Annotated in this window: 21 protein-coding genes; 11 read left to right on the top strand and 10 right to left on the bottom strand. The window is 37.6% G+C overall.

Annotated elements, in window-relative coordinates; genetic code table 11:
- Positions 1-435: 435 nt before the first annotated feature.
- The 3 genes from KFO35_RS11345 to KFO35_RS11335 form a co-directional block, all read right to left on the bottom strand.
- On the bottom strand, positions 436-792 hold the full coding sequence (locus tag KFO35_RS11345; protein ID WP_002315910.1) for a Spx/MgsR family RNA polymerase-binding regulatory protein: 357 nt from the start codon (positions 790-792) through the stop codon (positions 436-438).
- Positions 793-805: 13 nt separating this feature from the next.
- The gene (locus tag KFO35_RS11340; RefSeq protein ID WP_002286258.1) at positions 806-1,216 is read right to left on the bottom strand and encodes a Spx/MgsR family RNA polymerase-binding regulatory protein; all 411 of its coding nucleotides are present in this window, start codon (positions 1,214-1,216) and stop codon (positions 806-808) included.
- A gap of 349 nt (positions 1,217-1,565) precedes the next feature.
- Entirely contained in the window at positions 1,566-3,752 is a 2,187-nt protein-coding gene (locus KFO35_RS11335) for an ATP-dependent helicase (protein ID WP_002315911.1), read from the bottom strand.
- A 219-nt stretch (positions 3,753-3,971) separates the two neighbouring features.
- On the opposite strand from KFO35_RS11335, the gene KFO35_RS11330 reads away from it, so the two are divergent.
- Positions 3,972-4,655, top strand: coding sequence for a YoaK family protein (locus KFO35_RS11330; RefSeq protein ID WP_002315912.1), 684 nt, complete (start codon positions 3,972-3,974; stop codon positions 4,653-4,655).
- Between the two features lie 79 nt (positions 4,656-4,734).
- Here KFO35_RS11330 and KFO35_RS11325 read toward each other — a convergent pair whose 3' ends face one another.
- On the bottom strand, positions 4,735-5,454 hold the full coding sequence (locus KFO35_RS11325; protein WP_016853096.1) for a deoxynucleoside kinase: 720 nt from the start codon (positions 5,452-5,454) through the stop codon (positions 4,735-4,737).
- Positions 5,455-5,638: 184 nt separating this feature from the next.
- A complete protein-coding gene (locus tag KFO35_RS11320) occupies positions 5,639-5,845 on the bottom strand; it encodes a hypothetical protein (protein WP_002293266.1) in 207 nt (68 codons plus the stop codon).
- Positions 5,846-6,090: 245 nt separating this feature from the next.
- Here KFO35_RS11320 and KFO35_RS11315 point away from each other — a divergent pair, with 245 nt between their 5' ends.
- From KFO35_RS11315 to KFO35_RS11305, 3 genes are all read left to right on the top strand, one after another.
- Positions 6,091-6,693 (top strand): accessory gene regulator B family protein, encoded by a 603-nt coding sequence (locus KFO35_RS11315; RefSeq protein WP_002315914.1) that lies wholly within the window; start codon positions 6,091-6,093, stop codon positions 6,691-6,693.
- Between the two features lie 140 nt (positions 6,694-6,833).
- Positions 6,834-8,114, top strand: coding sequence for a sensor histidine kinase (locus KFO35_RS11310; RefSeq protein WP_025477353.1), 1,281 nt, complete (start codon positions 6,834-6,836; stop codon positions 8,112-8,114).
- Positions 8,115-8,126: 12 nt separating this feature from the next.
- Positions 8,127-8,855, top strand: coding sequence for a LytR/AlgR family response regulator transcription factor (locus KFO35_RS11305; protein ID WP_002315916.1), 729 nt, complete (start codon positions 8,127-8,129; stop codon positions 8,853-8,855).
- A 67-nt stretch (positions 8,856-8,922) separates the two neighbouring features.
- Here the strand turns inward: KFO35_RS11305 and KFO35_RS11300 are convergent, their stop codons facing one another.
- Complete coding sequence (locus tag KFO35_RS11300) at positions 8,923-10,446, bottom strand: zinc ABC transporter substrate-binding protein AdcA (protein ID WP_156272337.1); 1,524 nt, start codon at positions 10,444-10,446, stop codon at positions 8,923-8,925.
- A 249-nt stretch (positions 10,447-10,695) separates the two neighbouring features.
- Here KFO35_RS11300 and KFO35_RS11295 point away from each other — a divergent pair, with 249 nt between their 5' ends.
- Positions 10,696-11,877: an AI-2E family transporter gene (locus tag KFO35_RS11295; protein ID WP_002293256.1), complete on the top strand. Its 1,182-nt coding sequence runs from the start codon at positions 10,696-10,698 to the stop codon at positions 11,875-11,877.
- Between the two features lie 61 nt (positions 11,878-11,938).
- Here the strand turns inward: KFO35_RS11295 and treC are convergent, their stop codons facing one another.
- From treC to KFO35_RS11280, 3 genes are all read right to left on the bottom strand, one after another.
- Entirely contained in the window at positions 11,939-13,567 is a 1,629-nt protein-coding gene (gene treC / locus KFO35_RS11290) for an alpha,alpha-phosphotrehalase (RefSeq protein WP_002315920.1), read from the bottom strand.
- 319 nt (positions 13,568-13,886) lie between these two features.
- Positions 13,887-16,598 (bottom strand): FtsX-like permease family protein, encoded by a 2,712-nt coding sequence (locus tag KFO35_RS11285; RefSeq protein ID WP_156272339.1) that lies wholly within the window; start codon positions 16,596-16,598, stop codon positions 13,887-13,889.
- 9 nt (positions 16,599-16,607) lie between these two features.
- Complete coding sequence (locus KFO35_RS11280; protein WP_002310780.1) at positions 16,608-17,309, bottom strand: ABC transporter ATP-binding protein; 702 nt, start codon at positions 17,307-17,309, stop codon at positions 16,608-16,610.
- A 184-nt stretch (positions 17,310-17,493) separates the two neighbouring features.
- On the opposite strand from KFO35_RS11280, the gene KFO35_RS11275 reads away from it, so the two are divergent.
- The 6 genes from KFO35_RS11275 to KFO35_RS11250 all read left to right on the top strand — a co-directional run bounded on the left by KFO35_RS11275 (position 17,494) and on the right by KFO35_RS11250 (position 24,530).
- The gene (locus tag KFO35_RS11275) at positions 17,494-18,096 is read left to right on the top strand and encodes an isochorismatase family protein (RefSeq protein ID WP_002293246.1); all 603 of its coding nucleotides are present in this window, start codon (positions 17,494-17,496) and stop codon (positions 18,094-18,096) included.
- Positions 18,097-18,177: 81 nt separating this feature from the next.
- Entirely contained in the window at positions 18,178-19,191 is a 1,014-nt protein-coding gene (gene rbsR / locus KFO35_RS11270) for a ribose utilization transcriptional repressor RbsR (protein ID WP_002293245.1), read from the top strand.
- A 109-nt stretch (positions 19,192-19,300) separates the two neighbouring features.
- On the top strand, positions 19,301-20,224 hold the full coding sequence (gene rbsK, locus KFO35_RS11265) for a ribokinase (protein WP_002315922.1): 924 nt from the start codon (positions 19,301-19,303) through the stop codon (positions 20,222-20,224).
- A 21-nt stretch (positions 20,225-20,245) separates the two neighbouring features.
- A complete protein-coding gene (rbsD, locus tag KFO35_RS11260; protein ID WP_002293242.1) occupies positions 20,246-20,641 on the top strand; it encodes a D-ribose pyranase in 396 nt (131 codons plus the stop codon).
- A complete protein-coding gene (locus tag KFO35_RS11255; RefSeq protein ID WP_002341010.1) occupies positions 20,641-22,014 on the top strand; it encodes a PTS transporter subunit EIIC in 1,374 nt (457 codons plus the stop codon). Before rbsD ends, KFO35_RS11255 begins: the two co-directional genes overlap by 1 nt.
- A 359-nt stretch (positions 22,015-22,373) precedes the next feature.
- Entirely contained in the window at positions 22,374-24,530 is a 2,157-nt protein-coding gene (locus KFO35_RS11250; RefSeq protein WP_002315924.1) for a glucosaminidase domain-containing protein, read from the top strand.
- Positions 24,531-24,577: 47 nt separating this feature from the next.
- Here KFO35_RS11250 and KFO35_RS11245 read toward each other — a convergent pair whose 3' ends face one another.
- The gene (locus tag KFO35_RS11245) at positions 24,578-25,627 is read right to left on the bottom strand and encodes an aldose epimerase family protein (protein WP_002315925.1); all 1,050 of its coding nucleotides are present in this window, start codon (positions 25,625-25,627) and stop codon (positions 24,578-24,580) included.
- Positions 25,628-25,777 lie beyond the last annotated feature (150 nt).

Genomic DNA, 25,777 nt, shown 5'->3' with positions numbered 1-25,777 from the left:
TTTTTTTCGATTTCGTTTTTCGAAATCTTTCAGCAACTCATTTATCATAACTTATCGTTTGTTATTTGTCAAGAACTTTTTCGAAGTTTTTTTCGATAGAATCAAGCTTCGTAAGCTGTTCTTTTTTAACGACTCAGTTATCTTATCATGTCATCATCAACATGTCAATAACTATTTTTCAAGTTTTTTTAATGCTGCTTTATTTGCGTATTACTTAAAACAACAAAAATGAATATATCATGTAAATTTACACATGTCAATATATTTCTCAGCCTATTTTCCCTCGTACATTTGAATTTTGACCAAATAAATCGAGCATATCTTTTATAGTAGAAAAATAAAGACAAAAAAAAGAACACATAACACACTTGATGTTAAGTGTTCGACTGTTCCAACTGTACGAAGCGCTCAGAAATTGATTAAAATAGGTAAAGACTATTTATTTAGGATAAGTTGCTCCATCAACTGCTCATTGTATCCAATAAATAGAACTTCATCAATAATGATCAACGGACGTCTGAGGAGTTTTGTATGTTGTGTACATAAAGAAATCAGTTGTTTTTTACCTACAGAGGAAAGGTCTATCGCAATGTTATGAAAAGCCTCAGACCAAGTCGCAAATAGCTGTTCTGCTTGCACTTCTTCAAAACTGCATAATTCTTCTGCTTCTTCTGTACTTAGATCGCGTTCTTCTAAGTCAACAAATTGATAAGGCAATTGATGGTACTCTAACCATTGTTTCGCCTTCAGACTGGTTACACAGTGCGCCGATCCATAGACTTTCACTTCCACGAAGACTCCCTCCCTATGAATTTAAGATGTTATTGTTTTGTAAATAGATTAGGTTTCTAGCAACACACCGAATTTCACGAGGGACAAATGACCGGATTTCATCTTCATTGAATCCGATTAGTATTCTTTTTTCATCAATCAAAATAGGCCGTCTCAATAATGAAGGATATTCTTTGAATAGGACGATCATTTGCTTTAAAGTTAATTCGTTAAAATCTATTCCCAACTTCTCGTAAATTTTCGACCGAGTGGAAATAATATCTTGAACTCCTCCTTCAGTCGCTGCTAAGATCTTTTTGATCTCACTTTCTGTTAACGGTTCGGCAAAAATATTCTTCTCTTCAAATTCAAGTTGATTCGCTTGCAACCATGCTCTTGCTTTTCTACAGGAAGTACAGCTAGGCGAAGTATATACTTTTATCATTTTCTCACTCCTTTTTAATTATAATCCAATTCTACAGCAATTTCTTTTAAAATACCAATTATTAGCTAATAAAAAATAAAAAAAGTCGAAAAAAAATCGATTATTTGCGTTTAAATAATGAGAATTATTCTATTTATTCCCTATTTTAATAATAGTATTCTCATTTTTCAAAAATAAATAAGGGAGGTGTGACAAAAATCTTGTCACACCTCCCTTTTCCGAATAAACGGTGTTCCAGAAGTAGCTTCTTCGAAAATAAGCCGAAATTTTACAAAAATTTGAGAAGCAATTTCCGTAAATTCCTTCTTATTTCTTGAAGCTGACCACTCCTGTCACAACCTCTTTTCCATCACTTTCCTTTTTTCATACGACTACCGGTTTCTTTGACAAATCTCGATACTTTCAATTTTCTTGTATTTTTCATTTGAGGTACACATAGATACAGACGATTTCTTGCTCTAGTCATCGCAACATAAAATAGTCTTCGTTCTTCTTCTATCGTCGTCGCTGGTTCTGCTTTTATTTCATTAGAGTCAATGACTTTCTTTTCTGTTGCTCCGTTATAAGGCAAACTTCCTTCGTTACAGCCAATTAAAAAGACATTTCTGTAACTAAGACCTTTACTTTTATGAATGCTCTGGATACATAGCGCATCAAGTTTTCCTTGTCTGTAAGCAATCAAGCGGGTTTTTAATTCTTTAGCTGTTGCTTGGGTTTCTTGCGATAAGGCTTGGATACTTCTAAAAGTAGCATGTTGCTTTACTTCTTCTCGTATCCATTCTTGATCACTCTGATCGATTTCCTTAGCTATACGTGGCAGATGAAGATAGCTTTGTACAAGCGAATAGATTTCTTGATGCTGGTCTGTTTTACGCAACGCTTCCTCAAACTGGCGGATTTCTGCAGATTTGGATTTTAAATTAGGTCTTACCGACAAAATATAATCCGTAATGGCTGTATTTTGACATTTAGGAGAAAAGTATTGATCACCTTCACTTTTTTTCAGATAGCAGTCTACCATCAGCTGCCGCAGCAATTGCTGATAGGCCTGATGTTTCTTTTGCGGATTCTGTGCTGTTTGCCAATGAACGATTTTTTGATAGAACTGTTGGAAAGACTTGATGCCAAAGATACCTTCATATGGACTATCTGCTTCCAGTACAAAAGGAATATTCGTTTTCAGCAGAGATTGGACAAGTTGCTGTGTTTGCGAAGCCGATCGGTATAATATGATCGATTCCTTATATTTCCCATTTTTTTGAATAAATGACTGAATTTGACTTATCAGCCACTGGCTTTCTGCTTTTGTATCTGAGAACAAATAAGCCTCCATAATGCCCGCTTCTTTTTGTGCTGGAATCATCGCCTTTGGTATCCGATCATTTTTGTTATAGCTGATCAATCTATTCGCTCCTTGGACAATAGCTGCCCGAGAGCGGTAATTAGTTAATAAGAAAAGAGTTTTAGTAGGATATTCTTTTTCAAAGTTCTTGATATATGCTGGCTCTGATCCTCTGAATCCATAGATACTTTGGTCATCATCTCCAACAACGATTAACTTGATCCCGTTTTCCTTTGTCATCCGCTTCACGATTTCCCATTGAAGTGGATTAGTATCCTGAAATTCATCAATAAATAGATAATCATATTTCTGTCCAATATAGCGCTGAATCTCGTCATTCTCCAAAGCGCTTTTCAAATTTTGGAGTACATCATTGAACTCTAACAATTGCTGCCTTCTTTTTTGTTCTTGGAGTTCTGTGAGCAATCCATACAGTCGTTCTGATATCGGTTGTCTTGCATTCTTATCAATGGAATCATATTTTTCTTTAACTAACTGGATCATTTCTTCTATTGATAGGTTCATATTCTGCCAATAGTCTAAGCGAGAAGCAATCGTTTTTTCTCCATATTGATCAAAAAGATAAAGATTATATTTACGTATCAGCTGTTGCAAAACAGCATTTACTTTTTGCGCAGTATCTTTTGAAAAGTCTCCTTGTATCCCTTGCATTGCCACATCAGGGAATTTTCGACAAATCTCATTGTATATCCTAAAAAAGATACTGTGGAATGTTCCGATATGGACAGCAGTTTTCCTTTGGCTGAAATTATCTACTCGTTTTTTTAGTTCATTTGCAGCATTCCGTGTAAAAGTAATCATCAGTATGCGTTCTTCGTCTACTTGTTTTTGTGTCATCAGGTACACCGCTTTTGCACAGATTGTTTGCGTCTTGCCGCTCCCAGCTCCCGCTATGATTCGAAGATGTTTCTGCATATCGTATGTGATAGCTGCTTTTTGTTCTTGATTGAAGCGATTATAAGAACGTTTCTCCATCATTTTAAAGAAAGAGTTGTTTTCTTTGCTTTCTTTTTCCTGCATTTCTTCCTCAATAAGTCCAGGGGCTTCTCCATAAGCCGCTTCATAGGTAGCAATGATTTCTTCTTGTAGCCGAAAGACTTGTTGAAGCTTTTTATATTTGTTCTCCCAACGATTCAGTTCTTTTTGTAATCGGAGAATTTCTTTTTCATCCAACTGATTGATTTCCTTCCCATCTTTCTTCTTTGAAGTTGTTTCTTCCAATTTGATTATTTAAAATCTCGTTGTCTATTTTTTCTTTATACTAACAGACCTTTCTAAAAATGAAAATGGGGAGCGAGATGATTTTAGTTTTCTGAAAATTTTTCCTTTTTTTCAATCGTTTATGCTAAGATAAGGAAGACAAAATTATATTCATAAAAGGTGATGAAAAAAATGCAGACTTCCTTTCACGAAGGGCGTACAATAGGTCTTTTGCTGACATTTATCGGAGGAGCAATGGACAGTTATACTTATATCCAGTATGGTGCTTTTGCCTCTGCTCAAACTGGCAATATCATCCTATCGATCATCCAAGCTTTTGACGGAGAGTGGCTAAGCGTTGGCAAAAAAGTATTGTCTACCCTTTTCTTTTTCTTAGGGATTCTTCTAACAAAGTATTTGATTGATTATTTTAGAAAAAAAGAAAAACATTTCTGGCGCTTATTTGTTCTATATTATGAAGCGGTGATTTTTTTCTTTGTCAGTTTGGCACCTGTCCATGAGCATCCCGCATTAGTAACGATTTTAATTGCTTTTACGGCCTCGATCCAGTGGGTGGCTTTTGATAAAATCAACGGGCGCGCCTACACCAATTTATTCACAACAGGAAATTTAAAAGGGGTAGCAACAAATTTATATGATTATTGTATTTCTAAAGAAAAAGCAGATTTTGATCGATTTTTCCACTATTTAACTGTCGTTCTTGCCTTTATCGCAGGGGCTATTGTCCTTGTATTCTGTCATCATTTGTTTGGCGCCCATTCGATTTTGGTCGTTTCTATTTTATTCTTGATCATGGCCCTCACTCAGACATTTCAGTTATGGCAGTTTTATCATACGAACCGTTTCACCTTTTGATTCCCCTGAATCAAAAAAACTAAGCAGGATGCTGTTCACAAAGAAATTTTGTGAGTGAGCATTTTGCTTAGTTTTTTTATTATTTAGTTGTAAAGATACCCTTTGCTTTCGGGTTATTTGTAGTGTAGCGGATCGACTGGCCATCTGCCTCTTCTGTCATTTTCTTTGCCCGCATCTTGATTTCTTGTACGATTTGTTCTCCACATGCTGGATCGGCTACGAAATCGTATTTGTCCCCATCGATTACTATTTTGGGACATATATCAAACTGTTCATACCATTCTTCATAACGTCGATTGAGTTCTTTATAGTAGGAATAGAGTTCAGGATCTTGCTCTAGCTGTTCATATTCCCGACCTCGTTTTTTGATTCTTGCTAACATAGTTTCAAAGGATACACGAATATAAACCAGTAGATCCGGTTTCTTTTGCGGCGAAATTTCTTCTAATTCCTTCAGCATCGTCTCTAAAAGACCCTCATACTGCTTTACTTCTACTTCAGAAACACGCCCTAAATCGGCATTCAGATGAAACAACATACTATCTTCGTAGATGGAGCGGTCTAGTACATTGTCATCATGGCTGAAAGCATCTTTAATCGCCAAAAAACGTTTGTTCAAAAAAAATATCTGCAATAAAAAAGTATACTTTTCCGGATTAGAATAAAACAGTGGCAATACTTCATTATCCTCCACGTTCTCATAAAAAGGTTTTGTTTCTAAATCTTGGGCAAGCATTTCAGTCAGTGTGCTTTTCCCTGCACCGATCGTTCCTGCAACAATAATCACAATTATCGGCATCCTTCCTGTAATAAAATCTGTTCTTCATTTTACTACTTCATTTATAGAAATAAAAGCCTTGACTTTATCTGCTCCTTAAAGGCTGCTTCGCCAATAGTAGCTAGAAGTCACGCCTATTCATGAAAATAAAAGAGTAGAATGGATGAACTTCTACTCTTTTATGCTCTCAACATTTTATCTGTTTTTATTCTTCTATTGTACTTGATTTGCGTACGACTAACTGCCAGTGCAGATTATGAGCGGTATCATTGTCTTCTGCTGCGCAATTCATGACACGTATCATCACGCTATTTTCATAGATTTTTTCTATTTTTCCTTTTATTGGTGATTCAAATAAATCAGATTTAAATGCATATGTTTCGCCGACTTCAAACAATTGTTCATTTTCCATAAGAATCCCTCCATCACCTTTTCTAAGGTCAGTAAATTTTTAACATAAAATACTCGAAAAAACACAAACTTGTCATAAAATGTACTTTTCGTATCAAAACTGTCACCTTTTTTGGAAAGGATTTAAAAAAATGAAGATTTTTTTAAGGAAATCATGACGGTTTTGATGTCAAAACCACTTTTTATGAAACAAAACACGTTTTTTATTTTTTTTAGCATAGAATTTGTGGTGGAGGTACGTATGAGATGAAAGATAAAGTTGTGAACAAATTATTAGAAACCTTATTCAGCGGAGACAAATCGGAAGAAGATATGGTGTATGTCCAAGTAAAATTTGCCTTAGAAGTTTTATTGAACAACCTTGGAAAACTAGCGGTCGTTCTAGTGTTTTCTCTGGTGACGGGCTCATGGGCGGAAACAGGAATCACCTTTCTTTCCTATATCTGCATCCGCAGATATGCTTATGGATTGCATTCCGACTCTGAATTCGTTTGTCTGCTGTGGACACTGCTTTATTTATGGGGCGTTCCCTTGGTGATGAAACATCTGCAATTGACTATCTCCTTCCCAATGATGGTCTTTTTGTTAATCAGCTGCTTTTTGTTACTGCTTCGCTATGGATCAAGAGGTACAGCCATCAATCCCATTAAACCCGAGAAACGTCCACCATTATTAAAGAAGGCGATCAGCATGTTTCTAATTTTTTCTCTCATCACTTTATTTTTCTCAGCTTCTTACTTTTCTACCTATTTGCTACTTGGGATTGTTTTAGAAATAGCTACGTTGCTTCCTATTACAAACTACTTGATGAATTTTGGAGGAATCTTTCATGAAAAAAACAATCATTAAACAATTAACTAACTTATCTGACTTTTTTGTATCTGGCTGCTGCTTTGGTATGAGTTCTGAATTCAAAATCCCTGAAAAATTAAAAAAATAATACGCTAATTGTGCTATAATTTGGTAAAAATCAATGGGAGCTGTACTTTATGTTTTTATGGTCCATAGCGTTGCAATATTTGATTTACACAATTTGTATCTTATTGATTGACCATCATATCCGATACAATTATCTGTTTGCAGGAGTCACTCTGATTTCTTGCGTTTTGATTGGATGGGTCTACTCAGTTTTAGGGATTTTTACTGCTCTAATTGCTATAGGAATGCTGATGCTTACTTTTTTCTTCTTTTCGACTTCGCGTCAACAATTAGTTTACGCGCTTCCTTTTGGATTATTGACGTCGCTTTTAGGAGATCATTTAACAAGCATCGGCGATTTTTTTGTTTTGAAATCTGCGGTTGTTGAACCAGGAGATTCCTTGCAGTATTTTCACATTGCCTTATCCGCTCTTTTATCTGCTTTATTAGCTTTTTGTTTTAAAAAATCGTTAGAGACTTGGTTTCACACAGTGGACCGCCGTATGATCGGTACGATTGGGACGTTGATATTATTTACATACTATATCATTATTTTTTATACCCGTTTTTCTGGTGAAACACCTGATGTCTTAGCTTTGAATACTAGTTTTTTTATTCTCTATCTGTGTGTCGGCTTGATCATCTTGGTTTATTATTGGAAAATCTCTAATAAGAAATTAGCTGATCAGTTGTTAGAGCAACAAGTCAGGATGCAGCAGGATTATATCAAAGATCTGGAAAAAAACTATCAAGACTTGAGAGAATTCAAACATGATTACCAAAATCTGCTCTTTTCTCTTCACAGCTATATTGCAGAAGGCGACTTGGAAGGATTACGGTCGTACTACGACCAAACGATATTGCCTACACGCCAGATGATGAACCTTTTCCCGGCCAATATAAGTATGTTGGATAATATGAAAGTTCCTGAAATACGCAGTTTGCTGTCATTAAAACTTATGATGGCACAGGAAAAAGGATTGATCGTCCAGCTTCATTTTCCTAAGCCAATCGAGTTGGATACGAAACATACGGTAAACCTTGTACGTATGCTTGGTATTATCTTGGACAATGCGATTGAAGGAGCTAGTGCTGCAAAGAAGAAAAAGATCGAATTGACAATCATCAAGAAAAATCATTCCGTGATGATTCGTGTAATCAATACAACAACCAATACATTACCGTTAAACCAGTTGAAACAAAAAGGTTTCTCAACAAAAACAAATCCAAAAAACGAAGGACTTGGCTTGTTTATCTTGGATGAATTGACAAAGACAAACCCTTATCTTTTCCTTGAAACATCAATTGAAAACCAACGTTTTTCTCAAACGATTTATATACAAATAAAATAAAGGAGTAATGATATGATTCCCATTTATATTTGTGAAGACGATCCAAAACAATTGGAAGTTTTATCAACGGTGATCAAAAACAGGATCATGATTGAAAACTTAGACAGTTATGTTCATATTTCTACCTCTGATCCGGAAGAACTTCTCAATGCGGCCAAGATCAGAACTTCTTCTTTTGGTATTTACTTTTTAGATATTGAATTAGAAGACAGTGAAATGGATGGCGTAGCGATTGGTAAATTGATCCGTGAATTAGATCCTTTAGGAAAAATCATCTACGTGACTTCTCATACGGAAATGTCGATGAAAATCTTAAAAAGCAACATTGAGCCGACTGACTATATTGTGAAAGAAGACCTTTATGATTTAAAAGAAAATGTCGAGCAGATCCTGAGCAAAATTTTTGAAGATTTTCAAATGTTCCAGATCCAAAAAGATATCTTCAAAATAGAGTTCAATGATGAGATCAAATTTTTACCGATCAAAGAAATCCAATATTTTTCTACTTCGTTAGGCGCACCACATAAATTGGAAGTTCATTTGACTCATGCTCAATTGCAATTCTACGAGAAGATCAAAGAAATCGAGAAAATGCATCGGAATTTTATTCGTTGCCATAAATCTTATGTTATCAACACACAAAACGTGCGGTCGATTAATAAAAAAACCAGAGAAGTCACGTTGGCAAACGGTGAGACTATCCCTGTCTCTATCCGTGGATTAAAAAAGTTAATTTCATAAAAAGAACCGAATAGTTTGGACCGACTAAATAATCAGCCGATCCAAACCCTTCGGTTCTTTTTGTCTCTCAGTGCAAAAGCATTTCCTGTGCAATTTCACGGCCATCCATTGTGTCTGGATAAAATGTTGGCCAATTTTCCATTTCTTTTAGCAATGCTTCTTGATTTTCATTTCCTGCATATAAATGAAAATGTTCGGAGTCAGCCGGTGCAATCGTGTGATCACTGAATTGAATATATCTAAACGCGCCACTTTCCTTATCTTCTGCTTCGAATAGATACCTTACACCACGGTTTCCTGCTTCGTAGGTCAAGATTTCTTTCCCTACATAACGATAATTTGAACGTTTCGTTGTTCCATCCTTAAACGTAAATGCCATCTCTTTCTCACCGATCTTGATTGAAGCAATATCTGTTTGATAGCCCTTCGTATAGTATTCTTTATATTCTTGTGCTGTTTTATCCTGATTCAATTTTTCTTTATATTCAAAAACAGGATCAAATGTCCCATCTTCTACATACGTATCTACTGTCTGCCAAGTTCCTGACCAATCTGAAAGAGAGCGATCTTGTACATCCTCGTCTTCGAAATAACCGTTATAGACGCTCTTTTCTTTTTTGGGGGTCAAAGTATCTTCTAACGGGTTTTCTGTCTCTGTCGTTTTTTTCAACGCTTCGAGGTTTGCTTCCATGATAGAAAGATAGTTTTCTCCATTTTCTATTTGTTCATTCGTCAACCCCTCCAAAGGATTCAATACTTCTAAAGATACACCTGCTTCGTTTGCTAACGTTCTAGCAATACTATCTTTGGCGTTTTCTTCAAAATAAATATAGTTGATCCCATGTTCTTTAACAAAGTGTTTCAGTTCAGCGATTCTCGCCGCAGACGGTTCTTCACTAGAAGAAAGACCAGCAATAGATACTTGATTCAATCCATATTCTAATGCCAGATAGTTGAATGCAGCATGTTGCATGACAAAAGATCTTTGTTTTGCTTGCTTAAATGTTTCTTGATAAAGCTGATGGAGTGCTTGAAGTTTCTCGGTATAGGCTGCTGAATTTTTTGTCCATACTTCCTGTTTTTCTGGGTAAGCTTCAATCAGCTGATCACGTATGTTTGCTACCTGCTTGATTGCTAAACTTGGTGCTAGCCATACATGTGGGTCTAGCTCATGTGTATGGCCTTCTTCCCCGTGTTCATGGTCATGATTATGTCCTTCTTCACTTCCCGGAAGTAAAAGCATACCTTCTGTCGCCTTTATCGTATGGACGTTGCCTTCTTGTAATGTTTTTTGGATTGCGGGGACCCATGTTTCCATATTTTCATCATTATAAACAAAGATATCTGTATCTTTGATCTTTGCCATGTCTTTAGCAGAAGGTTCATAATCGTGGGAATCAGTCCCTGCTGGAATCAATAATTCTACTTCTCCTTCATCCCCGACGATTGCTTTTGTAAAATCATACATAGGATAAAAGGTCGTCATCACGCTCAATTTTTCTTTACTGTCCCCTGCTTCTCCACTTGCCCCGCAACCAGCTAACATACCTGTTAAAACCAGTGTAGCCAATATACCTATCAGTCGTTTCATTTATAACACTCCTTCTCATCTTCTTTCATTTGAATGTTCCGATTCGCCTCTAGCAAATCGTAATAGTTACGTTTTGGCAACAGAATTTAATTTATCATAGGGTTAAAAGAGCTGTCAAGCGTTTTCTTATTTTAATTGAGGAGAACTTTTGTATGGATGATTCACGATATTTTTTCAATCAACCTCTATCATTTTCCTTTTATCCCCTCTTTTGTCTATAATAAAGTTATAGACAAAGGAGGAAAATGAGTGAAAAAAGAAACAGATACAACGAATCGTTTGATCCGCTTTTTGGGAGGCAAAACCTCTTACTATGTTTTAGGTATGGTGATCCTGCTGGCACTGATCATTTATTTTTTCCATCAGATTTCATTTATATTCAAGCCTGTTGGGATTATTATCGCTACTATCTTGCCCCCATTATTGTTTGCGCTGATCTTATATTATCTTTTGGAACCAGTCATCAAGCGTTTAAGCAAGCACCTTTCGAGGAACCTGTCAGTCATTATTGTTTATGTGATTATTTTATTTTTATTGGGGCTTGGAAGCGTATGGCTTGTTCCTTTTCTTGAAGAACAGACAAAAACATTGATTAGCAGTTTGCCAGATTTATTTCAAGATTTCCAAGAGAGTCTCCGTCAATTTTTGGAGAAAACACCTTTTGCCGATTCATTTAATCAATTTTTTACTTCTATTGATGACGTGACGTCTGATATAGCTGGCTTTATTGGAAATTATTGGGAAAGCGGCGCACAACGGATCAGCAATATTTTTTCAACTGTTACAGCTATTTTCATTACTTTATTTACTGGGCCCATTGTCACTTTTTTCCTTTTGAGAAATCCTCAAAAATTTTATCAGTCAGTTTTAGCGATTGTCCCACCAGCCTTTCGTACAGATTTTAAAAATTTGACAAAGATTGCTAATCAACAATTGGGTTCATTTCTAAAGGGGCAGATCATTGCTTCATTTATCCTTGGAGCAGTCTACTGGGTTTGTTTCTTACTGATCGGATTAGAATTTGCCAGTGTTTTAGCTATTTCTGCTGGGTTATTATGTATTATTCCATATATTGGACCGTTTATCGCTTTTTTCCCGGGTTTGATCATTGCATTCCAAGACTCTACTTTTATGGCTGTCAAATTTGTCATTGTCTGGTTTGCCGTACAACTTCTCCATGGTGACTTGGTGATTCCTCGAGTAATGGGTGATCGTTTGCAGATCCATCCGATTACGATCTTGATTGTTTTGCTTGTCATGGGTGATCTAATGGGAATTGTGGGCGTTATTTTCGGTATTCCTATCTATACGTTAGTCAAATTACTCGTTACTTTTATTTTCCGTAAATTCAAACAACGCTACAATAAATTTTATGGCGACAAAGGAGAGTATGAACACTCTTCATTTTCTGAAGAAGATTATTTTAAATAAAACACAAAACGTCGATCTCACGAGAATAGCTCGTAGGATCGGCGTTTTATACTTTTTTATTTTAGTTTTTCAGTAAAGCAATTGCCTGATATGGTTTTAGCTCCAGGTTTTGATGGAGAACAGTATCGGGATAATTATCGATAAGAATAGCGGCTTCTGTGAATCCTTCTGGAATGGTGATTCTTGTATCTTTATCATAGAAATTTGTTAATACAAGTAGCTTCTGCCCTTCAAATTGGCGAAGATAGCCATAAACTTGCGGATGATCTGCTCCATAAGCATGATAATCGCCTTGTGCAACGATTGGATATGTTTTTCTCAACCGAATCAATTTCTTATAATAGGACAAAATAGAATCCTCAGAAGATCGTTCTTTCTCTACATTGATCTCTTCTAGCTTACCTGCAACTTTTAACCAAGGTTTTCCTGTAGTAAAACCTGCTTGTTCTGCATCGGACCATTGCATGGGTGTTCGAGAGTTATCACGAGATTTTGCTTTGATTCGACGGAACGCCTCTTTTTCTGTACATCCTTGTGCAAGGAGCAACTTGTAAGCATTCAAACTTTCTACGTCAATATAGTCGGAAATTGAGGAATAGTCTGGATCGATCATGCCGATTTCCTCTCCCATATAAATGTATGGTGTTCCACGATTTAAATGGATCATGGTTGCTAGCATCTCTGCTCCTTGTTTTCGATACTGATCGATAGCTACAAACCGATTGAGCGCACGTGGCTGATCATGGTTATTAAAAAATAAAGCATTCCAGCCATTACCATCACTCATCTTTTCTCCCCAAGTATGGAACAGTCGCTTTAATTCTGCAAAATCAAATGGAGGAGTTGACCATTTATTGCCATTTTCATAGTCGACTTTCAAGTGATGAAAATTAAAGACCATTGATAATTCTTCTCTACTAGGTTCTGTATACAAGATACAATTTTCGATCGTCGTAGAGCTCATTTCACCGACTGTGATGATAGTGGAATCCGTCCCAAACGTTGCTTGGTTCAATTCTTTTAGATACGTATGGGTGATTGGTTTGTCCGTATATTCAGGTTTACCATCATTTTCTTTATTGTTTTTCAATTGCTCGTCTTTACCGATAACATTGATAACATCGAAACGGAATCCTTTTACCCCTTTTTCCATCCAAAAACGAACTACTTTGAATAATTCCTCTCTTACTGCTTGGTTCCGCCAATTCAAGTCAGCTTGTGTCTGATCATATAAGTGCAGATAATATTTCCCTGTATCTCCAAAAGGCGACCAAGCACTTCCACCAAATTTTGATACCCAGTCCGTTGGTTCTTCTCTTAAAATGAAGAAGTCCTGATAATACTGATCCCCTGCTAGTGCTTTTTTGAACCATTCATGTTCTGTCGAAACATGATTCAATACCATATCGAGCATGACTTCTATTTGGTATTCTTTTGCTTTAGCTATTAGTTGCTCGAATTCTTCCATCGTACCAAAGATAGGATCGATGGCTGTGTAATCAGAGATATCATAACCGTTGTCTTTTTGAGGACTGGGATAAATAGGATTTAGCCAGATCATATCGATCCCTAGATCATTCAAATATGGCAGTTTTTCTTTAATTCCTTTTAAATCTCCAATTCCATCACCATTACTGTCTTTGTAAGATTTGGGATAGATTTGATAAATGACTTTGTCTTTAAATGTCATGGATATTTGCCTCCATTCAACTGATTTCTTACTTAACACAACTTATATATACAAGTTATCATTTATTATTATAACTGAACCGAAAGCGTTTGTAAAATTTATCTTTATACTTCCTAAGAGGGTGTTGTCCAATAAAAAACAAGAGATCAGACATGTATTTGTCTAGTCTCTTGTTTAAAGTTCTTGTTTCTTCTATAAATGTTGTTCAAAAGCTGGCATCTACGACAATAAGTCCTTTCAAATGAAAAATATGAGGAGCTGTTTTTTGAAATTGCTCCTTGTGACTCAGAGTGAAACGGCAGACTCACAACCTCTATTTTTATTCATTCGATTTCAACGCATCAATCATATCGATATGCTTTAATTTGAAATGGGTAACAATCATCACAATAGCCGTGAATACGATGGTTAATCCTGCTGATAAAACATAAGCCCACCATGTAATCACTAATGGAAAGATGACATTCTCCATAGATGCTTGTTGTAAGATAAAGTCAGTCAATACATATCCTACACCAAATCCTCCAATGATCCCTAAGAGAGTAAAGATGATATTTTCTCGAACAATATACATCGTGACTTCTTTATCAAAAAATCCAAGGACTTTTATCGTAGATAATTCGCGTACACGTTCAGAAATATTGATATTAGTTAGATTATACAAGACGATAAAAGCCAGCAATCCTGACAATACGACAAAGATTAATACAACCGAGTCTAAGTTCGCCATTGATTCTTTTTGTGTTTCGATTTGTTTGGACATGAAAGACGTATTTGTCACAGCGTCTGTAGCCAGCAGTTTCTCGGAAAGCATTTCTTCTTCTTTCGTTGTCATCTTATCTGTACGCAGCAAAAATGCATTATCCGACATCGATTGATCAGTCACTGAAGCATAATATTCAGGGGACAGATAAATAAAGCTGCCTAGATAGTTTTTCACGATTTCTTTTACTTCGACTTTCCATTCTTTTTGATTTTCATCATAAAGCGATATATGATCTCCTGTAGATAAGTCAAATAGTTCTGCTGCTTTTTGCGTAATAGCGATTCCTGCTTTAGGTAAGGAACGTGGGTTCTCTTCAAGATCTGTTAAATGGATAAAACGATCAAAATCAGCTGTTTTACTCGGTACGATCACTGTCAGACTTTGTGAAGCATGCCCTTTTTTTCTCAATTCTACGGTTTGAGTATGAATAGCTAGGATCTCATTTACTTTTTCTTGCTGCTGCAACATATCCGCTGCTTTTTGATGATTCTCTTCCGTGGATGAATCTAATGTAACAATTGCTTGATAGTCAATGATCGGTCCAAATTGTTTGGCTGAGACAGAACTTAGAGAATCTTTCAATCCCACGCCCGCAACCATCAGACCGGAACATCCAGCAATTCCGATAATCGCCATAAGCATTCTTGACTTGTATCGGAAGAGATTTCGATAACTGATTTTTTGATTAAAGCTAAGGCGTGACCACAGCGGAGTGATGTATTCAAGAAAAATACGTTTCCCTGGCTTCGGTGCTTTCGGCTGAAGCAGTGCAGCAGGCCGTTCTCTTAAATCTTTGAACAAAACAATCATTGCAGCGCCAAATGTGGCAATGAAGAATGCGGCAGCTGCTTGTAAAATAGGTGGCCAGTCATAAAAAACAAGGGCACTCCCAATGTCATATCGCTCGTTAGATAGTTCAAAAATGATCCTTGGTAAAAGATTCGTTCCTAATATCGTTCCTAAAACAATGCCTATTCCTGAGGCTAGACTTGCATAGATTGCATATTTTTTTGCGATTTCAACTTTCGTATAACCTAACGCCTTCAATGTTCCGATTTCCCTGCGGTTTTCTTCTACCATACGCGTCATTGTCGTAAAGGTGATCAATGCGGCAATAAAGAAAAAGAAAACAGGAAAAACATTGGCGATTGCTGCGATACGTTCAGCCAGATCACCAAATTCTTGAAACCCGACATTTTCTGAACGTTCATTGTATAGGTATGATGGTTTAGTTAAATTTTCAATTTTTTCTGCATTTTCGTTCCATTCTTCCTCTGCAGAAGCTAGTTCTCGTTCTTTCTCAACTAACTGCCTTTCTTGTTCAGCGAGTTGAGCTTCTTGTTGAGACAAAGTTTGTACAGCGATTGTCCGTTGCGCTTCAGGAAGCTGCTGGATAGCTGCTGACTGCTGCGCTAACTGTTTTTTAGCATCTTCTAACTGTGTTCTTCCCTGTGCTATTTGTGCTTTGCCTTCTGTTATTTTTTGCTGTGCTGGTTCTAATTCTTCGTTTGCCGATTTTTTCAGCTCTTCTAAGCGTTCTTCGGGTCGATCTTGTAAATACTTTTCTGCCTTTTCTTGATTTTGCTCCATTTTATCTTTGTAAGCTTTGCTGTACGTATTCAAATTCTTTACGTTCGTAAAATCCAGATATAAGACAGAATAAATATCCGTCTTGAAATTGGATTCAGGCAAATAGACAAAATAATCCACGCTACCATTTCCGACATTCGCGTATCCTCTCTCCAAATTGTTGATGAACAATGGAGAACGGACAAAGCCAGTGATGGTATACTCTTTTTCTTTCAATTCATCTGAATCAATCTGATAGACATCACCGATTTTATACCCTTCATTCTCCGCTTTTTCATCTAATAAAAGTTGGTTGGATTTTTCCGGGCGTTTTCCATCAATTAATTGTAGCTTGTTCTGCCTGCTATTTTTGTTATAAGAAAAGATTTGAATCACTTCATTTTTGCCAGTATTGGAATAATAGAACTGTTTCCCTGTTTCTACTTTTGTATCTGGGATCTTTTCTGCTTGAGCGATATCTTTTTGTGTCAAACCACCAGTAGAAACGATTTGCAAATCAGAAAGTCCTGCTGTATCAACATAGTGATCCATCGTTTTTTGCATGACAGGTCCAGCAGTTTTGACACCTACGAATAAAAGTGTTCCTAGCATGACAATAAGGATGATTGCAATGAACCGCCCTTTAGATTGCCGGATTTCGCGAAAACCTGCTTTAAGATATGTTTTTGTTTTCATAAAATCCTCCTACCATACAATCTCATCAATGGATGAAGGATGCTCATTCAATTCAACTGACCTTACTTTCGCATCATTGATGTGGATAACTCTGTCAGCGATGGGCGCTAAAGCAGAATTATGTGTAATGATCAAAACAGTATTGCCGTGTTGTCTGCTAGCATTTTGCAATAATTTCAATACTTGCTTTCCTGTTTCAAAATCCAGTGCACCTGTCGGCTCATCACATAAAAGCAGTTTAGGGTTTTTGGCTAATGCTCGAGCAATGGAAACCCTCTGCTGTTCGCCTCCTGATAATTGGGACGGAAAGTTATTCAATCGATGAGCTAGGCCCACTTGCGTCAATACTTCGACAGGATCAAGCGCATCAGGGGAAACTTCCGTTGCCAATTCCACATTTTCTTTTGCTGTTAGATTAGGAACGAGATTGTAGAATTGGAAGACGAACCCTACATCTGTTCGTCGGTAAGCAGTAAGCTGCTTGTCTGAAAATTGTGCAATATCTGTGTTATCAATAATGATCTGCCCTTCATCAGGTGTGTCCATCCCACCTAAAATATTAAGAATCGTTGACTTTCCCGCTCCACTAGGGCCAAGTATAATCACTAATTCGCCTTTTTCAATTGAAAAAGAAATATCGTCATTTGCTGTAATGGTCGTTTCTCCCATCTTGTATCGTTTGTATTCATTTTTTACTTCGACATACTTCACTCTGATTCCTCCATTTTCACGATATTTCTCGCTATATCTATGCATCGAATGCGTTTTCTCACACTTATTCATTTTACCATTGAATTTCTCTAGACTAAAGAAAGGAATTCTTTATTTAGTTGACAAATAAACGATTTATGATTTACTTACATAAAAAACATTGTTATTTGAAAGAAGGAACATCATGAATGATTTAAAGAAAAATATGATTTTTGATTTATCAAAAACTGCTTTTGTCGCGATCGATATGCAAAAAGGGATCGTAAATAACGGTACACTCTCTCCACACACTGCAGCATCTATTCTGACAAACAATGATTCGTTAGCAAAAACATTGAAACGTACCGCTGCCTTGAAAGTTTTAGTGAATGTAGACATCTCCACTTTCCCTTATTTGAGTCAACAAACTGATATGGGTGGAATGACTGCTGCTTCTGTACCTCCAGAATTCACTGATTTACTTTTGAAGGATTCTTTGAAAGATACAGACAATATGTTGACTATCACAAAATACAATCCAAGTGCTTTTTTTGGTACTTCTCTTGATCTTCAACTTCGCCGTCGTGGAATCGAAACCATCATTTTAAGCGGTGTAGCGACAACAAACGGTGTATATGCTACTGCATTAGATGCCTTTCAACACGGGTACCATGTCGTGCTTGCTGAAGATGCTTGTAGTGATCGCGACAAAGAATCGCATCAATTGTTCATAAAAAAGATATTTCCGAAAACTGCACGAGTACGTTCAACGAAACAAATAATCGAAGCGATCCAACAAAGCAAATAGGGTACTAGCGTATGTGATTTTCATTTACTTCTTTTTGATTTCATGGGAAAATAACCACAGGATTTAGATAGGAGTATGAACATGGTGAAAAAAAAGATCACAATCAAAGAAGTCGCTAAACTTTCCGGTGTTTCAATCACAACTGTCTCCTTGATATTAAATGGAAATACGGAGAAATTCAGTCCGAAAACCGTTCAGAAAGTTTTAGCTGCTAAAGAAGAATTAGGCTATCAACCTGATTATTTTGCTAGACAAATGATTACCAAGGAAACGAAAACGATTGGCGTACTCGTTCCTGATATCACGAATCCATTCTTCAGTACATTGATGCGAGGAATTGAAGATATCTTGTACAATCAGAACTTCGTCACGATATTATGTAATGCTGATTCTGATCATCAAAAAGAAATCGAGTACCTAGCCGAGCTCACACGTCGAGGTGTGGATGGATTCATTATTGCGACTTCTGCTGTCTCTACGAATGCAATCAACGAAAATTTGAAAAAACAAGGCCGGCCCTTCATTGTTTTGGATCAAAAAAAATCTGAAGGATTTAGTGATGCCGTACGAACAGACGATTTTCGCGGTGGTTATCTGGCAGGTATGCACCTACTTAGTCTAGGACATCAAACGATCGCCCTTGTCTATCCTGAAAATCTGCCAGAAAATGTCCACGCTCGGATTGATGGGTTTAAATCTGCTCTTGATGTTTACCAAATCCCTCATGACCGACTGATCCTCTTGCCTACACAGTTCTCAAAACAAGGCGGCTACCAAATCACAGCCAAACTTCTTGATTCTGCTGCAACTGGTGTGTTTGCTTTAAATGATGAATTAGCTTTTGGATTATATCGCGGATTAGAGGAAGCTGGAAAAAGCATCCCAGAAGACTATAGCATTATTGGCTATGATAATATAGATATGTGCGAATATATCAAGCCAAAACTGACGACAATCGCACAACCAATCTTCGAATTGGGGCAAACATCTGCCCAATTATTGTTAGATCGAATCCAATTCCCAGAAAAAGAGTGGGAAGAAAAACGGCTACCTGTACGACTAGAAAAAAGATTTTCGACTGCACCCTTGAAATAGCTTTCAAGGTGTGCTATATTTTTATCGAACTATTAAAACGTTTTACTAAAACGTTTTAAAAAAATAATTCTTCCCATCAAAATAAATGAGATAGTTGGAGGTTTGTGAAATGAACACGGTTACAGTAATTGGAAGTATTAATATGGACACTACCCTTCGTTTAACCAAAATGCCAAAACCAGGAGAAACGATGCATGCACATGAGATTTTTCACGCTGGCGGAGGCAAAGGCGCCAACCAAGCAGTGGCAGCCAAACGTTCAGGCGCACGAACATCTTTTATTGGAGGTGTTGGAACTGACAGTGAAGGACAGCAATTGTTGGATCTACTGACGAAAGAAAACATCGATACATCTGGAATTGCTGAAATTGAGGGCGCCGCAACCGGACAAGCAATGATTATGGTGGATGCCGCAGGAGAAAACAGTATCTTGATTCATGCAGGCGCAAATAATGCTTTCCATGAACAAGAAGTTCGAAAGAACAAAGAATTGATTACAAACAGTGACTTTATTATTGCTCAATTCGAAAGTAGTTTAGATGCGACGATCCTAGCTTTTTCTATTGCAAAAGACGCAGGAAAAACAACGATCCTGAATCCTGCACCAGCTAGAGAAACCATTCCTACTGAACTACTCGAAAAGACAGATATCATTATACCAAATGAGACAGAAACAGAAATTATTACAGGAATCAGAGTTACAGACCATGACAGTTTGGTCGCAGCAGCTGAAAAAATGCATGAATTAGGCATTGGAACAGTAATCATTACATTGGGCAGTGCCGGTGCTTTCTACCACACAGAAAAAGAACACGGTATCGTCCCTGCTTTTAAAGTAGATGCTGTCGATACGACAGCCGCAGGTGATACATTTATTGGGGCATTGAGCAGCACACTTCAGCCAGACCTTGGTAACTTGAAAGAAGCGATCCTTTATGGAAATCTAGCCTCTTCTATTGCCGTACAGTCTTATGGTGCGCAACCTTCTATCCCTTACCGTGAAGCTTTAGAACAATCAGCAGTCATAAATTAACAACGAGAGGAAGAAACAAACATGAAAAAAGGAAAAGTCATCAATTCAGATATTTCGCGAGTAATCGCACAAATGGGACACTTTGACAAATTAAGTATCGGGGACGCAGGCATGCCTGTTCCCTTTGGTACTGAAAAAATAGATTTAGCTGTTTCAAACGGACTTCCAAGTTTTTTATCTGTTTTAGAAAACGTTTTAGAAGAACTTGAAGTACAATCCATTGAATTGGCGGAAGAAATAAAGACAATGAATCCGGAAATATTGGAAAAAATCAAATTACTGTTACCAGATACACCGATTAGCTTTATCCCACATGAAGAAATGAAAAAAGATTTGAATAACTGCCATGCATTTATTCGTACAGGCGAGATGACACCTTATGCCAATATTATCTTAGTGAGTGGAGTGGTCTTCTAATGGAAACGACAATGAATCCTGAACAGATGGTACTGTCCGAACAGATTCATCTGCTGATTGATCAGTTAGGGGGAAAAGACAATATTGATTCTGTCCTCCCATGTGCGACTCGGCTTCGTATCAAATTACAAAAACAGCCAGCAGCAAATGTAGAAAAATTAAAGCAGCAAATCCCTTCCATCAAATATTTCATTTTACTCGATAGATATGCAGAAGTAATTATGGATCAGGGATTGGCTCCTGCTTATAAGGAATTGACACGTCAAATTGATCATACAGCTCCGAAAGAAAAGCTAAATCCGATCGAAAAACTATTTGGTTTGATATCGGAAATCTTTACGCCAATCATTCCCCTATTTGCCGGTTCTGGTATATTAAAAGGTCTGGTTGTTTTAGCGACTACGATTGGCTGGCTTAGTGAAACGAGCGGGACTTATCATATTTTGTCTGCTGCGTCGAATGCTGTCTTTTATTTTCTGCCAATCTTTCTCGCTTTTTCTGCCGCCAAAACGTTTAAAGTGAATGGATATATCGCGGCTGTCATTGCTGCAGCGCTGATTGAGCCAAATTTGACCTCTTTACTTTCAGATAGTGGTAAAGCAGCTACTGATTTTCTGGGGATTCCTGTAGTGCTGATGCAGTACACGTCTACTGTCATGCCGGCGATTTTAGGTATTTTCTTTTATTCTTTTGTCGAAAGATTCCTTAAAAAATATATTCGTGAAAACATGCAATTAGTATTTGTACCTTTACTTTCATTAGTCATCACGGTTCCTTTGACATTAATGGTCTTCGGACCTGCCGGTGTTTATCTTGGTGAAGGTTTAGCTGCAGCAATTACTTGGATGATGGATATTAACGGACCGATCAGTGGAGCAATCATCGCTGGAGGCTGGAACATTTTGGTGATATTTGGTATCCAATGGGCTGTAAATCCTGTCATGATCAGCAATATCTCAGCTTATGGGTTCGACCGTATCGTTCCGTTGACAGGAGCAGCTAATTTTGGAATGGCTGGTGCAGCTTTAGGGGTATTCCTCCGAAGTAAACGTTCAAAAACACGTTCGATTTCTGGTTCTGCTTTCGCTTCGATTTTACTTGCGGGAGTGACCGAGCCTACTGTTTACGGAATCGCGATTCCATTGAAAAAACCATTTGTTGCTGCTTGCATCGGTGCAGCTGCTGGTGGAGCTGTCATGGGATTTGCTCAAGTGAAAGCGATCGCTTTTGTATTTGGTAGTCTGACCACATTGCCAGCCTTTATTTCCGGTACTTTTTTCTGGTACTTAGCAGGATTGGCTGTTAGTCTAGTCGTAGCAATGATCACCACCCTTGTTAGCGGGTTTGATGAAGACCTAATGTCTTACGAATAATGAACGAAAAAAGGCTGAAGTATGAGATGCTTATCACATATTTCAGTTTTTTTCTTTTTTAGGATCGTTATTTTTATAAATTTTTTGTGATGCTCTCCAATCTTTGGTATAATTTACATATGCATGACCATTTTTATCCCCACTTGTTTATCCCCAAACAAAGATGGTTTATGCAATAAAATGAACATCAAACCACAACGAATGACTGCTCGTTGCTTTTTTACAACTTGTTTTATTTAGAATACACAAGCAGATTCATGGAAAGAAAAAGCTTTTCGACACGATTATCTGTTCAATCGAATAACTTATGAATGCTGAATAAAACAGAAAATCAATGAAAGGAAAAGGACTAGTTTATTATGAAAAACAAAAAAACGATGCGTTTGCTAGCTGCTACTTGGCTGATTGCTCCTACTGTTTTGTCGACTAATGCCGTATTTGCTGTAGATAATCAAACAACCGATCAAACAGTCTCAACAGGTACGTCTACTTCCAGCTCATCTACTAGCGAAACTACGGATTCTTCTACAGAAGGCACAACCGGAACAACTGACTCATCAACAGAATCGTCCGAACCAACTGATCCGGCTGATCCATCAGAAAATGAAAAACCAGCCGAGACATATAACCTTACGATTGCTCCTTCTTTGATAGGGAAGATCCAACTAACTGCTTCGTCAGAGGATACCGCTGAACAGCAACCTTTGAATATCACAGAAAGCGGAACGGTAGAAGGTTTATCAGCAGGAACAAAGGTGACTTACACTATTACGCCAGCTGAAGGTGAACAAATTGCTTCCGTCGCTGTGAATGGTGCTAAAGAAGTGAACTATGAGGCAAAGACTTTTACAGTAGGTACGAACAATTTATCTATTACTGCAGAATTTGAACCTGTACCGGATACTTCAACAGAGGAACCAACTGATCCTAGTGAAGAAGTCCCTAGTACACCAGATCCGGAAACGCCAAATAAACCAGATGAGGGTAATAACAACAATAGCAACAATAGCAACAATAATAATGGTTCAAATAATTCAAATAATAATAACAATAATTCGAACAGCGGGAATTCTTCGAATCAAACAAACCCATCTGGATCGAATAACAATGGAAATACTCAGAGAGAACCAAATCATCCAAACAATGGTTCATCGAATGGCGGAACGAACAATGCTTCGTCTCGTCCAAATACAGCAAATCAAAGCGGTATAGAGAATCCATCTTCTGCTTCTTCTGATTTTGTTGTAAAATCACCAATTGATGCTGTATTGCCTACAAATGAAACAAATGTCCAACAAGCAATCGTTCGAGAAGCATTCAAGCATCTTGGAAAACCATACGTATGGGGAGCAAAAGGTCCAAATACTTTTGACTGTTCTGGTTTGACTTATTACGTATATATGAAAGCAACCGGTCATTATATCGGTGGCTGGACAGGCGAACAGCAATATGCAGGTACGCAGATTCCAGTAAGTCAGGCCCAACCTGGCGATCTCGTCTTCTGGGGACCTTCTTCCGGTGTTACTCACCATGTAGGTATCTATATTGGGAACGGACAATTTATCCATGCGCCCCAACCAGGAGATAAAGTTCGAGTAACTTCTATTTCAGATTTCACGCCTGATTTTGCTGTCCGAGTAAACTTAGCAGGTTTACCTGCTGCTTCAGGTTCGCTGACAGGCGGCTCATCTATTTTAGATGGATTAGATGGCTCGTTCCATTTCAGTCAAAACCAAACAACTGATCAGTTCCTGAAAAAGATTGCAGATGATGCACAGGAAATCGGCCAAAAAGAAGGAATCTACGCATCAGTCATGATGGCTCAAGCTATCCTTGAAAGTGGATCTGGAAACAGCTTATTATCAAGCGAGCCAAATCATAACCTTTTTGGTATCAAAGGATCGTATAAAGAAAGCAGCGTGACCTTCAATACACTTGAACAAGATAGTTCGGGACAAAGCTACCAAATCCGCGCCCAATTCCGTAAGTATCCTTCTTACAAGGAAAGTTTGGAAGACTATGCCGACTTGATCAAAAATGGACTGACTGGCAATCCTGACTTCTACAAACCAACTTGGAAGTCAGAAACAAAAGACTACAAAGAAGCAACCAAATATTTGGAAGGACGTTATGCTACAGATCGCCAATATTCACAAAAATTGAACGCGATCATCGAAGCGTACGACCTGACAAAATATGATGAACCGAAAAAAGAAGCAACAACAACTGAAGAAGCAAATACTGAAATTCTCCATATGTCTAAGCGATTCGATGTGCCAATCAAATGGACAACAGATGGCGTGCCAATCACAGGATTAGAATTTTCAACGATAAAACGCGTCAACAATGCTTCTTCCATCTTCCGTGTCGCTTCAATCTGGGATTTGTGGAACACGTTCACGGCAAGACAGATACCAGAAACAACTACTCGTACAGTTAAAGCTGCAACTGTTCCTGTACTAACTTTGTTAAGTTTAGACAAATCATTCTGGCTTGATCTGCCTTTAAAGAAATAGAATAAATAAAAAAGGGCGTGTGACAGTGTCACATTCCCTTTTTTAATTTATTCTATTTCTTTATATTTATTTATTTTGTATTCCGTTACAAATTCGCGTACTTGGTTAGGTTCCAGAGTGACATCTCCAAAACTTTCAAGTCGCTCTGCTCCTGGTAGTTCTTGAGTCTCAAATGTGATACCGCCATGATCTACTAATTTTTTTCCACGCATTTCTGGCCCATCTTCTCCAAAATTTGCGGTAAAAATCACAATTCCTGAAGCATCCGTTTTTACTTGGATTGATACTTTTTCATCAGGGCTCGTCAATTCCGCTGCATTTAGCAGATCAGCCTGTTTTTTTAATAAAAATGGATGATCGATACCGCCTACCATCGTTGATTGGCGAAAATCACTGGCGAATACCTCACCTAATTTTTTAGGATGTTGAAAGTCAAATGCTGTACCGCTTACTGAAATCACTTCTCCTGTAGGCGTCGTATCTTTATTGAGCGTAGCGAATAATCGGCTGTTCAACCAAAGCGTATGTTCGTCGATTGGCTGTGTTGGATCACCAGTTAAATTGAAATAAACATGATTCGTCGGATTGAATACTGTTTTCTGGTCACTGATCCCTTGGACTGTCACTCGCCATGTATCATCATTCGTCAGTGTATACCGTACTTCTACGTCTAAAGTGCCAGGAAATCCATTTTCCATGTCTGGACTAGTCTGATAGAAAATGACTGAGGCTTCGTTCTCACCATTAATAACTGTATAATGCCACTGCTTGGCTTCAAAGCTAGGTGCACCGCCATGTAAACAATGGCCAGTATCTGGATCTGTTTTTACTTTGAATGTTTCATCATCTAATTTGAATGTGCCATCCGTGATCCGTCCAGCCATACGTCCGATTGAAGCTCCGATATAAGGATCTTTTTCCAGATATTCTTTTGCTTCATCAAAGCCTAGAACCAACTCTCGTTTTTCATTATCGATCATTGTTTGAAAATGGACGACTCGTGCACCTAGATCACTGACAGACAAAGATGTCCCATTTTGATTCGTGATCGTGATCAAGTGATAGTTTCCGTCAAAATTTTGTTCATTGATTTCCATGTTCCTTGCACCCTCTTTTCTTTCATTTGTACTGATTCCAGTATACATGGAAACCGTTTTCTTAACAGCTTATTCCGTGAGTAACGAGAAAAAATTTACTATATTCTAATAAAAGATCACGAAAGAGGGACTGTGACAAAAACTTGTCAC

It is taken from the genome of Enterococcus lactis, assembly GCF_015751045.1.
In the GTDB taxonomy this organism is placed as follows: Bacteria; Bacillota; Bacilli; order Lactobacillales; family Enterococcaceae; genus Enterococcus_B; species Enterococcus_B lactis.
Note: the sequence above shows the minus strand (reverse complement) of the source record. Positions and strands in the feature narration are given on the sequence as shown.

Coding starts and splice junctions, on each gene's coding strand:
- rbsK (WP_002315922.1), top strand. CDS start 19,301: ATGAACACGGTTACAGTAATTGGAAGTATTAATATGGACACTACCCTT.
- KFO35_RS11300 (WP_156272337.1), bottom strand. CDS start 10,446: ATGAAACGACTGATAGGTATATTGGCTACACTGGTTTTAACAGGTATG.
- KFO35_RS11320 (WP_002293266.1), bottom strand. CDS start 5,845: ATGGAAAATGAACAATTGTTTGAAGTCGGCGAAACATATGCATTTAAA.
- rbsR (WP_002293245.1), top strand. CDS start 18,178: ATGGTGAAAAAAAAGATCACAATCAAAGAAGTCGCTAAACTTTCCGGT.
- treC (WP_002315920.1), bottom strand. CDS start 13,567: ATGACATTTAAAGACAAAGTCATTTATCAAATCTATCCCAAATCTTAC.
- KFO35_RS11315 (WP_002315914.1), top strand. CDS start 6,091: ATGAAAGATAAAGTTGTGAACAAATTATTAGAAACCTTATTCAGCGGA.
- KFO35_RS11305 (WP_002315916.1), top strand. CDS start 8,127: ATGATTCCCATTTATATTTGTGAAGACGATCCAAAACAATTGGAAGTT.
- KFO35_RS11275 (WP_002293246.1), top strand. CDS start 17,494: ATGAATGATTTAAAGAAAAATATGATTTTTGATTTATCAAAAACTGCT.
- KFO35_RS11310 (WP_025477353.1), top strand. CDS start 6,834: ATGTTTTTATGGTCCATAGCGTTGCAATATTTGATTTACACAATTTGT.
- KFO35_RS11255 (WP_002341010.1), top strand. CDS start 20,641: ATGGAAACGACAATGAATCCTGAACAGATGGTACTGTCCGAACAGATT.
- KFO35_RS11245 (WP_002315925.1), bottom strand. CDS start 25,627: ATGGAAATCAATGAACAAAATTTTGACGGAAACTATCACTTGATCACG.
- KFO35_RS11330 (WP_002315912.1), top strand. CDS start 3,972: ATGCAGACTTCCTTTCACGAAGGGCGTACAATAGGTCTTTTGCTGACA.
- KFO35_RS11325 (WP_016853096.1), bottom strand. CDS start 5,454: ATGCCGATAATTGTGATTATTGTTGCAGGAACGATCGGTGCAGGGAAA.
- rbsD (WP_002293242.1), top strand. CDS start 20,246: ATGAAAAAAGGAAAAGTCATCAATTCAGATATTTCGCGAGTAATCGCA.
- KFO35_RS11285 (WP_156272339.1), bottom strand. CDS start 16,598: ATGAAAACAAAAACATATCTTAAAGCAGGTTTTCGCGAAATCCGGCAA.
- KFO35_RS11250 (WP_002315924.1), top strand. CDS start 22,374: ATGAAAAACAAAAAAACGATGCGTTTGCTAGCTGCTACTTGGCTGATT.
- KFO35_RS11340 (WP_002286258.1), bottom strand. CDS start 1,216: ATGATAAAAGTATATACTTCGCCTAGCTGTACTTCCTGTAGAAAAGCA.